Here is a 14,473-nt window from a genome sequence, read left to right on the forward strand (position 1 = left end):
TTAGCCGCAATTACAATTGCCATGAAACGAATGCTGTTATTGCTGCCTTTGATCCTTTTTATACAAAACTTCGTCTATGCCCAGGTAAACTTTTCAACCAGACAGTTCCGGCTTGGTTTGACGAACGACGGACGACTTTCCAGCCTTGCTTCCGGCACAGCCAATAAAAATTATCTTCCACAGGGTGTAAGAAATGCCTTACTTACCGTGAAAATGGATGGCAAAGAACTGGAACCAGTGTCGTTACAATGGAAGGCAAAACCCGGTCTGCTGATGCTTTCTTATCCAGGTAATGTTGAGGCCGCTATTAAAGTAGTTCAGCAGCAGGATTATATAACACTAGAGTTAACACAGCTGACAAATGCCACCGCTGCCGAGTGGATAAAATGGGGCCCCTTTCCCACTACAATTGCCGATACAATAGGGGAGGTAGTTGGAGTAGTGCGCAATAAAGATTTTGCAATCGGCATCCAGGCCCTGAATGTGAAAACCCTCGGCGGGAGCCCTGACGTAGACAGCGACATCCAGCCAACCGTGGAAGTGAATGAACAGTTGCTTCGTGGTGACGTTGCAAAAGCTACTTCTTATGGAAGCCTCATCCAGGCATATTGTCGTAACAGGAATAAAGACCGCGTGATTGATAACTGGAGTCACCCCCGTTATCTTGCTCCCGCATTTAAACAGGATGGTGGTGTTATAGGCAGTAAACTTGCCATTTTCGGAGTTGCCACCCCACAGGTCCTTGCCGTTATTTCGTCTATAGAGCTGAAAGAGAACCTGCCTCATCCCATGCTGGATGGAGTGTGGGGAAAAGTAGCTCCGCATTCAACGGAATCTTACCTGATCATGGACTTTGGTGTCAATACAATCAAGGAGGCCCTGGCTTTAACACAGCAGGCAGGTTTGAGATATCTGTATCATGGTGGACCGTTTGATACGTGGGGTCATTTCAGGATGAATAATAAGGAGTTCCCCGACAACTGGGCAAGTATGAAAGCATGCGTGGATATTGCCAAAGCGCAACAAATGCGGCTGGGTTTGCATACACTTTCAAATTTCATAACTACCAACGATCCATATGTTACGCCAATACCTGATGCCCGGCTCGCACGTGTTGGATATTCAGTACTGGCTGCTGACGCAAACGCATCAGCAAATGAAGTAGTGATTGGCGATCCGTCATTCTTTAACCAGTTCGGAAACAACACGCTGAAGGCAGTTGTCGTAGGTACCGAGATCATCCGCTATTCTTCGGTATCGGCATCAGCTCCATGGAAACTCCTGAATTGCCAGCGTGGTGCTTTTGGTACCACTGCCTCGGCTCACAAGACTGGTGATAGTATAGGCAAACTGATGGATCATCCTTACCAGGTATTCCTGGGTAATTATGAACTTGACCAGGAAATGGCGAAAACCATTGCGCGCCTGTACAATGAAACGGGCCTGATGCAGATCTCATTTGATGGGTTGGAAGGTTGCTGGAGTGAAGGGATGGGCGATTATGGTAAGCAGTTGTTCATAAAAACATGGTTTGACAATCTATCACCTGCACTTAAAGGCAAAGTGATCAATGACGCCAGCAACCCGGGCCACTATTTCTGGCATATCTACACCCGTATGAACTGGGGCGAACCCTGGTATGCAGGGTTCAGGGAGAGCCAATTGCAACTGCGCCTGAGAAACCAACAGTTTTACCGCCGCAACCTGATGCCTTCAATGCTGGGATGGTTCAGCCTGAAAGCAGAAACAAGTCTCGAAGACATTGAATGGATGCTCGCCCGTGGTGCGGGTTTCGATGCAGGGTTTGGATTGTCAACAAGCCTCGAAACAATGAAGAAGCATGGCCGGCTAAACGAAGTTCTTGCAGCCATTAAATTATGGGAAGATGCCCGTCAAAAGGGAATGTTCACAGCATCACAAAAACTGTTGATGGAGGATACAAGGAATGAATTCCACCTCGAAAAAAATGCCGCTGGTGACCATCAGCTGATACCGGTACACAATTCCCATTTTGTGCATGAACAGAAGATCAGGCAGCCGGGTGAACCTGTATTTTCCACGTTCAGTTTTCAAAATCCGCATGCCTCACAGGCTGCAGCATTTATTATTACGATGGTGCCGAAAAAAGAAAGCGACCTGGAAGTCACTTTCAGCAACCCGGTCATTACCATCAACCAGCAGGATGCATTTACCATTCCCGTTACACTTAAATACAACCAGCACCTCTATTGTGATGGTAAAACTGTGAAATTATATGACCGGCAGTGGCAATTACTGCAGACCATAGGACTGAACGGGCCGCTGCCATCCCTGGTGAATGGCAGCAACCAGCTTAGCTTTGACGGGAAGTTTTCCGGTGAAAATGGTGGCGACCTGAAAATTGAAATGCGCGTTAAAGGGACGCCGGAAAAATTAAAAGCAACCCGCTGATCAATCATAAAACAATGCCCTGATTTTCCCGTGTAGTTTCTCATCGCTCACTTCAAGGAACGCATTAACGAGATCTGTTGAAGCGGGTTGTGGTTTTGGGTATGCATGCTTCGAGAGGAAATTCCGGAGTGCCAGGTTGATCTTTTGTTCACCGATAAGTTCATATAGTTCATACATCGTTACAAGGCCCTTGTTATACGCAAGGGCCACATTTTTATGATGAACCTTGTAGAGCGGACCGTCAGTGAATGCAAGTCCGCTATTTTCATAAATGAAACGATGCATCTCAACCACATCTTTCATCGCCTTAACGCCATGGGCTTCCTTGTAGATCATCAGCTCGGTGTACATAGCAAGTGTTTCCGTTAACATGATAGCGCCTTCAAGATCCTGCGGGTTAACCTGGGTGTCCCCCCACCAGGAATGTGCAAGTTCATGACCAGCTAACTCGTTGATGACATCGCGAGTCCGTTGTTTGCCCAGATCGGAATGGAAGGTCATGTTTTCAGTCATGTAAATCACACCTGGATAGGCTGTGGCAGCAAATCCTTCTGTAAAAGACGAGACTTCCGCATATCGAATCGCTTTGAAGGGATATTCGCCAAAATTCTTCCGGCAATAACGAAGTGCCTGCCGGGTATTTTCGAGCAATTGCTCCACATTCTCACTATGCCCTGGGTGGTAATACACTTCGATAGGTATTCCATCCTGTGCCGAGCTCTTACAGGCATATACAGCCGAAGATACCGCGAAGCGGAATGGAATAGGCGCCGGCGAAGAATACCGGAAATAATTGCGGCCGTTTGCCTTCCATCGACCTGCCAGTTCACCTGTACCAACAGCAGTATGTTCTCCATCGGTTGAAATGGTGGCATCGAAGCGGATGAAATCATCTGCCTTTGCCGAAGTATCTTTTTGCTCCGGTGTTTTTAAAGCTGCGGGAGGCGGCATTCCGCGTCTTTTTCGTTCGGCCTCGTCGTCCAGTTCGTTCGATGACTGGTAGCCGAGACGGGGATAATAACGGCTGATGCGCATGAAAGAGCCGTTTCCCATTATTGCGTTGAATGGATCATGACGGTTATAGGGTGACCATCGGTAACCGATTTCGAATTGCATGCGAATGGAATCGCCGGGTTGCAATGGTTTATGCAGGTGATAGCTATAGTGTCCAAATGCCGGGTCTTCCCTGGTAAGCTCTGCGCCGTTGATCTCCATTGTTTTTATAGTCATGTCCTTGTGACAATATAACAGGAGACTATCAATGGGTTGATGATGTTGATTAACCATCGTGTATTCACCCCTGATGTCATAGCGGTTGAAGTTGGGGTAAAGGTCGATCTGCGTTTTCACCGATTTGATAACGGGCTGCACTGTTGTGCGGTAACCTTTGTATTTTTCTTCATACTGTTGAGCCTGGTGATTCTTTTGGGTGCCCGTTCTAACATCAGACATCCGGCTGATATGGAAGCCGGTAACTCCAGCAACCGCCAGGCATAGGATCATTATCAGTTTTGTAATTGCCCGTGGCCTGTAGTTCCCTGCGCTCCATTTTTGTGCGGCAACCAGTGCAACTGGGATCGTGAAGGCGGTCCAGAAGATCATCTTCATCCCGAATGCATTCAGGTAGGCACCATAACCATTCATTTCAGAATATTGTCCTGTGTAGGAGTTGGCAAACCGCAGCAAAGGATGTGAATAGCCGGTTGCCCTGCTCATGAATGAACTTGTCGCAAAAATGAAAACTGCTGACAGGAGAAAACCGGCATATTTGTTTTTTACAAGTGCCTGGATGGAAATGATAATACCGGCATACAACAATGTTGGAACGATCAAAATATATAACAGTGTCGCATATACGTGCCATTCAATATGGTTATATTGTAAAAACAGCTGTAATCCCAAACTCAGAAGACATGCGAGTATTGTAAGCAGTACAGGGATTAATGAAAGCGAGATCCATTTCGCCGCCAGTACAGCTATGGGGTTAACGGGACTTGCGCTCTCCATATCCGCTATTCTTGTCGAACGGCTTCTCCAGATCATTTCCATACTATAGAACAGTAAAACCGGGAGCATAAAAAAGGAAAAGCTGTTGGCGATGTTTTTAATCATCAATGCTGAACTGGCATATCGTTGCGGGAACCTGATGCCGGCATCTATTTCACTATATATCTCAACTGACAGGAAAAAGATCCAGAGGATAGTAACCAGTTTCATTGGAATTCCACTGATCACTGATCGAAGTTCCAGTTTGATAAAGCTGGATAAAACTGCCAGGTTGTAGTGTCCCGGGGAAAGTATCTTTTTTGGAGCCGGCCTTGCATTGGTTTCAGGTGCAATGGGTTCTGACGTCCTGGTAACCTTTTTGCGTTTTTCTTTTTGCGTAAACCGATAGGCACTGTAACCAAGAAGCAGTGTGACAAGTGCGAATGCTATTGTCAGCAGGCGATTCAGGAGGAAATCTCCTTCCAGCCCGATTACCCTTGTATTTCTTAATAAAGGCGACCAGTCTTTGGTCTGCCCGAAAAAAGGGACCATGCCAAACGGATCGGCAAGGCCCATGATTGCAGCAGATTCAGCTGAAACCGGGGATGCATTTGCGAACAACGGGGAATTGGAGAATAGCCCGGTTACCATGTAAAGGATATAAATGAATAACCCGGCTATGCAGATGACAAGTTTGTTCCTGGAGATCCACCCGGCCGCGGTAACTATGGCGGTACAGAAGAATGCGTTTGGCAAAGTCAGGCACATGAATGGATATGCGTAATATAAAATGTTGAACGCTGCCAGATCTTCGCCACCCTGTGCGCGTAAAAGGTGGCCAAACATGTAACCTGTGTTTAACAGCACAGAATAAATTATACTGATACTGAATACAGTTAAAAACCTGCCAGGAAGGAAATGCTTTTTTTGAAGAGGTGTAGCATAAAGGATCCTGTCAAATAGCGCATCGCTTTCGCGGGTCAGTACCTGGGCTGCGACAAGTGTAATGATGAATACATTGCTGATCGTTAATAGCCCAAATACATAAGTTATTACCCAGGGTGAATTGAGATAAACTCCGGGGAAGGAGAACCGTGCGAACTGGCTGACCATTACTCCCAATACCATCATCAATGGGAACAGCAGGTATTGCAGCCGGTTCCGGAAATAGAACCGGTATTCTGATATTAATAAAGTCCAGGTCATGCTGCGTTTTCTTTAATCAGTTGAAAGAAATAGACATCCTCAAGTCCGGGTACTACCGGTTCGAAGCCATTGCCGGGTGCGTTCACTGAATGAATGTGGATCTGCAGGCGACCGGCATTCAATTGCGTTGAAAGCACCTGGTGATTTTTACTATAATGAGGCAGGTCGAGTTTGTCAATCGATTTTTTCCAGATGGTTCCTTCCATTGAATCCAGGAATGTTGCGGGTGATCCTTCTGCCAGGATGCGGCCTTTATTGATGATGGCCATCCGGGAACAAAGGCTCTTCACATCATCTACAATATGAGTGGAAAGCAACACAATCACCTGTTCGCCAATTTCACTGAGCAGGTTATTAAAACGGTTTCGCTCTTCCGGGTCGAGTCCTGCTGTTGGTTCATCAACAATGATGATACGCGGGCTTCCCAGCAGGGCTTGTGCTATCCCGAAACGTTGGCGCATTCCCCCTGAAAACCGGTGCACCTCCCTGTTGCGCTCGGCGTAAAGATTGACCTGCTGTAATAAGGCATGGATCTGGTCCTGCCGTTCACTCCGGTGCACACCTTTCAATACTGCCAGGTGATCCAGCAACTGGTAAGCAGTCAGTTTCGGGTAAACGCCGAACTCTTGTGGCAGGTAACCAAGATGCCGTTTTATCAACAGGGGATCGCTGAGGATGTCCTGCCCGTTAAAAAAGATCTCTCCCGAACTCGCTGGTTGCAGTCCCGCTATCGTTTTCATTAATGTTGACTTCCCTGCACCATTCGGGCCAAGCAGCCCGAACATGCCGTTGCTGATCTCAATGGAAATGTTGTCCAGTGCTTTTACCCCGTTCGGGTACATTTTAGTGAGATTACTGATGGTTAGTGTATGCATGATCGTTCGCTTTAGGCAAGAGGCTTCCCTTCGCCGTTACCGGCGTTTTTTCGAAAGCATATGTATTTGTTGATTTATTCTTTCTCCGGCACAAATTCAAGGATGTCACCCGGCTGGCAGTCAAGTGCCTTGCAGATGGCCTCCAGTGTATCGAAGCGGATACCTTTTGCTTTTCCTGTTTTTAAGATGGACAAATTGGCTTGGGTAATGCCAAGGATCTCGGCCAGTTCCTTGCTCTGCATTTTCCTCTTTGCCAGCATTACGTCTATGTTTACAATAATTGGCATGGGTCAGATATATAGGTCCTGTTCGTTCTGAAGTTGTACACCCTGCCTGAAAATGGCGGCAAGGAAATATGCGAATATGCCTACAACAAAATGGAGGGCAGTAAGAACAATATGCATTTCGTCGAGAGTCGCAAATAACGCGGTAGACAACATCACGAGCAGTGGTACAATGAAATTACCGAGGTAGAATACCTGCAGGTGCCTGATGGCGTTCGATGTAAATAATCTCGGTTGGAAGAATATCCTGAAAACATTTCCCAGCAACAGGAAAAACAACCCGTATAAAGTGAGCGGCATCATGAAATAGAAAATGATATACGTCAGGTTGTAATCGCCGAGCAGCATCGGAGTTTGGGAAAATGGTAAATACACCTGGAAATGACGGCCTTCATCCACCACGTTCAATCCCCACCCGCTGGTAAATGCAATAAGAGAAAATAAGGCCATCCCAAAGTACAGTAAGCACAGCACCCTGCTCAGGTAAAAAAGGATCCTTGCCAGAATTCGTACGGAAGTCATTGACTGCAAAAATTTAATTATATGCTGTAAATGTATAAATAATTATCGTAAAACAATAAATAATTAAGGAATATTGTGGTGGGCGGTATTTTGCCTGTGGTTTCCATCTTCAATTATCTTTACAGGGTAACACCCGGCTCTCATGCGCTTTGCTTCCTGCTTGATATTACTGCTGCTGTACACCTTCCAGCTGACTGCCCAGAAAGAGGATCTGATGTTTTCCCGGCTCGATATTTATTCCGGGCTCTCGCATAACCAGGTAAATGCTTTGCTGCAGGACCAGCAGGGGTTCCTGTGGTTTGGCACTATGTCCGGGCTCAATCGTTATGACGGTCATAACTTAAAGGTGTTCCGGCACAGCCAGGCAGATGCCGGTAGTATCATCGACAATTATATCAGTTCACTTTATGAACTGCCGGATAATAAAATGTGGGTGCTTACGCGAAATACGCCCTGTATTTATAATGCACAAACGGAAAAGTTCAGTCCTGATGTAAATAAATACCTGGCATCACTTTCCCTTCCGGCTGGCAATATTATCAGTATCACCAGGGGAGATGAAGACCGCTATTGGTTCGTTTACGATTCTGCCCGTCTTTATAAATATGATCACAGGGCAAAAAAGGCCGAACGATTCCCGGCAAACGGAACCGTTGCTGCCGTGAAAGAAGTATCCGGCCACCTTTGGATCGTTTACCGGGATGGCCTTATTGAGAAAGCTGATATCCGTAGTGGCAAAGTAGTCCAAACGATTGCTGCGCTTGGACAGCTTAACCCGGGCGACTATAATTACAATATTTTCGTAGACAGCGACAATGATGCCTGGATCTGGGTTGCCGGCACGCCCAAAGGATTATTCCAGGTGCGGCAGAATAGTATCCGCCAGCTGAACGAATCAACTCCGGGCTTGAAATTAAATAATAACCTCATCACGGGTATGATCGAGGATCGCAAAGGGCTTCTCTGGGTTGCGACTGATCATGGTGGAATTAATATCATCGATAAAAAGATTGATCATATCCGTTATATCACCAATGATCCCCGTGATCCGGCAAGCATAAGTCTGAACAGTATCACTTCATTGTACAAAGACGACCAGGGCATCATCTGGATTGGAACATATAAAAAAGGCCTCAACTTTCTCAATGAACAGATCGCACGCTTCCGTCATTATCATCACCAGGAATCCCAACCGGGGAGTCTTCCCTTTGATGATGTGAACCGATTCGTGGAAGACAATAAAGGCAACCTGTGGATTGGAACGAATGGGGGAGGGCTGATCTACTTTGACCGGTCAAAAAACAGCTACAGGCAATACCTGCACCAGCCGGGGAATATGAACAGCCTGGGTAACAACGTGGTGGTTAGCCTTTGTATCGATCACACCGGCATACTCTGGATCGGTACCTATTTCGGTGGATTAAGCAGTTTCGACGGCAGAACCTTCACCCATTACAAAAATGTACCTTCCGATACGACCAGCCTGTCAGATGACCGGGTGTGGGAAATTTTTGAAGATCAAAACAGGAATCTGTGGGTGGGTACTCTCGGTGGTGGACTAAACCTGTTTAACAGGAAGACAAATTCTTTCAGTCGTTACCTTCCAACTTCGTATATATCAGCGCTGATGGAAGATCGCTCCGGCCGGCTCTGGGTAGGAACAGCGATCGGCCTCTATATTTATGAGAAAGGCAGGTCGTCGCCATTGTTGATTCAAGACAACTCAACTAAGAACAGTCTCAGTAATAATAATGTCATTACGTTTCTCCAGGACAGCAATGGACAGATCTGGGTCGGAACCCGTGAGGGGCTCAATCTATGGAACGAAAGCGGTAAGAATTTCGAGGTGTTTACCATGGCCAACGGTCTTCCTGATAATACCATTCTCACCATTACTGAAGACAAACAGCAAAATCTCTGGATCACAACTCCAAACGGATTATGTAAAGTGCAACCTGACAAAGGGAGTGATGGAAAGATTAATCTCACGGTTACCAATTATGACGAGATCAATAACCTGCAGGGAAGGGAGTTTAATGAGAATGCAGCACTTCGCACAGCTTCAGGGGAGTTGATCTTCGGTGGACCGGGAGGTTTCAACATCATTGATCCGGCGAAGATCAGCAATGCGCCGTTCCCGCCCAGGATAGTATTTACCGGTTTGCAGGTGTTTAACCAGCCGGTAGACCCGGGTCAGGAGGTAAATGGTCGTGTTCTGCTTCCCAACTCACTTACGGTGTCGGACAAGCTGGAACTGAAATACGAGGAAAACGTATTCTCCGTCGAATTCGCTTCACCGGGTTATTCCCACGCAACCCGGGATAAGTATGCGTACATGCTGGAAGGCTTCAGTAATGAATGGCTGTATGCTGATGGAAAACAACGCAGGGCGACCTTTACGAACCTTGATCCCGGGAATTACACACTTAAAGTAAAGATGCAGCTGGCCGACGGAAGCTGGTCACAGCCGAAATCCCTGGACATTCACGTGGCACCTCCATTCTGGCGTACGCCCTTTGCCATGGTACTGTATGTGCTAACCGTGTTCGGCGCTTTATACCTCGGTCGCCGTATCATCATTGACCGGGCCAGGATGCGGTTTGAAGTCCAGCAGCAGCGTCGGGAAGCGGAACGCGTACAGGCAATTGACCGGCTGAAGACAAAATTCTTTACCAATGTCAGTCATGAATTCCGCACGCCCCTGAGCCTGATTTTAGCGCCGCTGGAGAAGCTGATCAGCAATGCCGGCAACCCTGACCAGAAAAAGCAACTTCACCTGGTACAGCGAAACGCCAAACGCCTTCTCAATCTCGTGAACCAGCTTCTCGACTTCCGGAAGATGGAGGTGGAGGAAATCCGGTTACACCCGGCCATTGGAGACATTATCCAGTTTATACGCGACATCACATATTCTTTCTCAGACATTGCAGAAAAGAAACAAACAGACCTTTCGTTCGGTACCAATATAGAACACCTGGAAATTTATTTCGACAGGGACAAAATGGAGAAAATTCTTTTTAACCTCTTGTCAAATGCTTTTAAATATACACCAGGTAAAGGCCGCGTGGCTGTTCAACTGGCTTACGACGAACCGGTAGAAGGGCAGAACCATGGCACCCTGCATATCCAGGTCAGCGATTCCGGTATCGGTATCCCTTCCGACCAGCACGAGCGGATCTTTGAGCGGTTTTTCCAAAGTGAAGTACCGGCAGAAATGGTAAACCAGGGCACCGGCATTGGACTGGCCATAACCCGCGAGTTTGTTAAACTGCACAACGGAACTGTTACTGTCAGGAGTGAACCCGAAAAAGGGACATGCTTTACGGTAAGCTTACCCGCCCGGAAAATATATCAGCAAAGTCCACAGGCTGAGGACGGTTTGGAAGAGTTTACGGCGGACCAAACCCTGGAAGCAGACGGCCAGGGGAACGGCCATTCGTCCTCAGTAAAGACAATCCTGGTGGTAGAAGACAACGACGATCTTCGATTTTATTTGAAGGATAATCTTAAGCTGCAGTACAAAGTGATAGAAGCCGTTAACGGGGTGGAAGGATGGGAGAAAGCCAGGAGCCTGTCGCCCGACCTGGTCGTGAGTGACGTAATGATGCCGGGAATGGACGGGATCGAACTGGCAAAAAGAATCAAGGGTGGTACCCCGACAGCGCATATCCCCGTCATCCTGCTTACTGCGATGGGGAGCGAGGAACGGCAGCTCGAAGGATTACAGGCCGGGGTGAACGACTACATCACCAAGCCATTTACGTTTGAGATCCTGGCATCGAAGATCAGGAACCTGCTGGCCCAGCAAAAACTATTGCAGAAGCGGTTCCAGAAACAGGTGGAAGTGAACCCGGAGGAAATCACCATTACCCCGTTGGACGAACAATTCATAAAGCAAGCCCTTGCAGTTATAGAAAGGAATATGGACAATCCCGATTTTTCTGTTGAGGAGTTTAGTCGGGATATGCACATGAGCCGTGTAGCCTTATACAAAAAGATAGTATCCCTGACCGGGAAGGCACCCCTTGAATTTATCAGGTCCATCCGGCTGAAACGTGCCGCACAGTTATTGCAGAAAAGCGGTAAGAGTATTTCTGAGATCGCCTGGGAGGTTGGCTTCAACAATCCGAAAAACTTCAGCAAGTATTTCAAGGAAGAGTTCAATGTGTTGCCTTCGCAGTATGCGGCGTCTGTAAAACATTGATTATTAACAAATGATACCCTAATTGGAAACATTTGACACCCCTACCAATCGGGGTCGTCGGGTAGTTTTATGGCAGATTATTTCACCAGAACAACGAAATGTTTGCCATGAATCTGAGTGCCAGGCTACTGCTGTCAGTAATTCTTATTCCCTGCTTATTTGTAAAAGCTGATCCGGGGAGACCTTCTTTCACCAGGACAAAAGACGGTATAATTGTATACACTGACCACGCCATTACCGGAAAAACACAGGCCGTAAAACTGGAAGTGGTGGCGGAAAACATCATCCGGGTGATAGCGGTTCCAGGTACGGAAATCTTCGCAAGACAAAGCCTGGTTACGGTTTATTCTGCTGATCCCAATCTCAGGTGGGAAACAAAAGAAGATACAGGGAATGTTACCCTACGAACGAAAAAGCTTACAGCCATTGTGCGGAAGTCTACCGGCGCAGTCAGCTTTTTTGATGTCTCAGGTAAGCCGATCCTGAAGGAAAAAGATCCGCATGGCCGGAGCTTTGAACCAGCGATCTACGAGGGAAAGCCTTCCTGGAAACCCAGTCAGACTTTCCAGTCAGACAGTTCGGATGCCTGGTATGGACTCGGTCAACACCAGGATGGAATTCTGAATTACCGCGGCCAGCAGGTGAATTTTTTCCAGAACAATACGGAAGTAGCTGTTCCTTTCCTTGTTTCTCCAAAAAATTATGGGATCCTTTGGGACAATTATTCGCTTACTACAGCAGGTAATACCCGGCCTTTCCGCCCCCTTGCTACCTTGGCATTGCAATCGGCAGCTGGTGAACCTGGCTGGCTGACCGCCTCATATTTTAATGATACTGCCACGGCATCCAGGCCGGTAATTCAAAAGGCAGAGGCCGATATAAACATGGAGTTTCTCGGTGATTCCAGGAAGACCCTTCCCACAGAGTTCGACCCGGCTAAGGGACACGTGGTATGGGAAGGAAGTATAGGAAGCAAAATCTCCGGTGTACACAAACTGCGGTTTATATATGGAGGATACCTCAGGGTCTGGGTAGATGGACATTTGCTCATCGACCGCTGGCGCAAGGCATGGAATCCTGCTCCCGCGTTGGTGGAGGTCAATCTTGCTGATAACCGCCAGTCGGCCCTGCGCATTGAATGGAAACCGGAAGGCTCAGAATCATATCTCGCCGTAAAATGGCAGGAGCCGTTATCCCGGGATGAGATCGACCAGTTCGCATTCGCTTCGGAGGCGGGACAGTGCATCGACTATTATTTCATACACGGATCAGGTATCGATGAAGTCATCGCAGGTTACCGGAAACTTACTGGTAAGGCACCGATCGTTCCGAAATGGGCCCTGGGATTCTGGCAAAGCCGTGAACGATACAAAACCCAGCAGGAAATACTGGATGTAGTTGCTGAATTCAGGAAGAGAAAGATTCCGCTGGATAATATCGTACTTGACTGGAGCTACTGGAAAGAAGCGGAATGGGGCAGCCAGGATTTTGATCCGGCCCGGTTTCCCTCACCGGACAGCATGATCGATGTATTGCACAAAAAGTTCAATACCCGGTTGATGATTTCCGTCTGGCCGAAATTTTATGAAGGCATTAGTTCATATCAGCAATTCGATAAAGAGGGCTGGTTGTATAAACGCAATATTGCCGACCGCCAGCGCGACTGGATCGGTAAAGGATACATTTCTACATTTTACGATGCATTCAATGAGAATGCGAGGAAAGGATTCTGGGATCTTATTCATGAAAAGATCTATAAAAAAGGAATAGATGCGTGGTGGATGGATGCGAGCGAACCGGATATCCTGTCGAACGTTTCTCCGGAAAAGCGGAAGCAGCAAATGAGCGGGACAGCTCTCGGTCCCGCTGCGGAAGTACTTAACGCTTATCCTTTGCAGAATGCGAAGGGGATCTATGAAGGCCAGCGTTCCACAGATCCGGACAAAAGGGTATTTCTGCTTACCCGTTCAGGGTTTGCGGGATCCCAACGTTATGCTGCAGCAATTTGGAGTGGTGATATCGGTGCCACCTGGCACGATATGCAGGCACAGATCACCGCGGGTATCAATTTCTCTTTATCGGGATTGCCATACTGGACAATGGATATTGGTGGTTTTGTCGTAGAGCAGCGTTTTGAAAAACCGGATGCCCAAAACCTGGAAGAATGGCGGGAATTAATGACCCGTTGGTACCAGTTCGGAGCCTTTGTTCCCTTGTTCCGGTCTCACGGTCAGTATCCCTATCGTGAAATCTTCAATATTGCGCCTGAGACCCACCCGGCATATAAGTCAATGCTTTACTACAACCAGCTCCGTTACCGGCTGATGCCATATATCTACTCCCTTGCAGGAAGCGCATATCACAGTGACAATACGATCATGAGGGGACTGGTGATGGATTTCGCTGCTGACAAGAAGACCTGGAACATCAGCGACGAGTATATGTTTGGTCCATCACTGCTTATAAACCCGGTGTATAACTATCGCAGTAAGTCACGCAGCGTATACCTGCCCGCAGGACAGGGATGGTACGATTTCTATTCGGGCAAATGGTACGCCGGCGGCCAGCAGATCGAAGCTGCGGCACCTTATGAGCGAATGCCCGTATTTGTAAAGGCAGGAGCGATTCTTCCTTTGGGTCCTGACCTTCAATACACTTCCGAGAAACCTGCTGACACCATCACATTATATGTATACCAGGGGAGCAACGGAGCCTTTCAATTATATGAAGACGACGGGCTGAACTATCACTATGAGAAAGGTGAGTTTTCAGTTATCCCTTTCCGTTATGCAGACAAATCCGGCGAGTTGCAGATCGGTGAAAGAACCGGTAAATATCCGGGTATGATCAGCAAAAGAGTATTTCGCGTGGCGGGAATCAGTCCCGCAAAGCCAGGCGCGCCGGGCGCTTCAGTCAAATTCAAACAAGTCACTTACGATGGAAGGCCACTGACAATAAAACTTTAA

General features: G+C 47.5%; 7 protein-coding genes. 3 read left to right on the plus strand and 4 right to left on the minus strand.

The annotated features are described in order from the left end of the window. Positions 1–21 precede the first annotated feature (21 nt). Positions 22–2,430, plus strand: coding sequence for a hypothetical protein (locus OI18_RS03780; RefSeq protein WP_152616718.1), 2,409 nt, complete (start codon positions 22–24; stop codon positions 2,428–2,430). Here the strand turns inward: OI18_RS03780 and OI18_RS03785 are convergent, their stop codons facing one another. From OI18_RS03785 to OI18_RS03800, 4 genes are all read right to left on the minus strand, one after another. Beyond that, positions 2,431–5,622 (minus strand): ABC transporter permease/M1 family aminopeptidase, encoded by a 3,192-nt coding sequence (locus OI18_RS03785; protein WP_039137396.1) that lies wholly within the window; start codon positions 5,620–5,622, stop codon positions 2,431–2,433. Then, complete coding sequence (locus tag OI18_RS03790) at positions 5,619–6,497, minus strand: ABC transporter ATP-binding protein (RefSeq protein WP_039137397.1); 879 nt, start codon at positions 6,495–6,497, stop codon at positions 5,619–5,621. The genes OI18_RS03785 and OI18_RS03790 overlap by 4 nt, the downstream gene beginning before the upstream one ends. Positions 6,498–6,571: 74 nt before the next feature. Continuing rightward, a complete protein-coding gene (locus tag OI18_RS03795; RefSeq protein WP_039137398.1) occupies positions 6,572–6,784 on the minus strand; it encodes a helix-turn-helix domain-containing protein in 213 nt (70 codons plus the stop codon). Between the two features lie 3 nt (positions 6,785–6,787). After that, a complete protein-coding gene (locus OI18_RS03800; protein WP_039137399.1) occupies positions 6,788–7,303 on the minus strand; it encodes a DUF2975 domain-containing protein in 516 nt (171 codons plus the stop codon). Positions 7,304–7,445: 142 nt separating this feature from the next. Here OI18_RS03800 and OI18_RS03805 point away from each other — a divergent pair, with 142 nt between their 5' ends. Beyond that, positions 7,446–11,507: a hybrid sensor histidine kinase/response regulator transcription factor gene (locus OI18_RS03805; protein ID WP_039137400.1), complete on the plus strand. Its 4,062-nt coding sequence runs from the start codon at positions 7,446–7,448 to the stop codon at positions 11,505–11,507. Positions 11,508–11,614: 107 nt separating this feature from the next. Beyond that, entirely contained in the window at positions 11,615–14,473 is a 2,859-nt protein-coding gene (locus OI18_RS03810) for a TIM-barrel domain-containing protein (RefSeq protein ID WP_039137517.1), read from the plus strand.

Origin of the sequence: Flavihumibacter solisilvae (assembly GCF_000814475.1) — a bacterium.
Taxonomy (GTDB): domain Bacteria; phylum Bacteroidota; class Bacteroidia; order Chitinophagales; family Chitinophagaceae; genus Flavihumibacter; species Flavihumibacter solisilvae.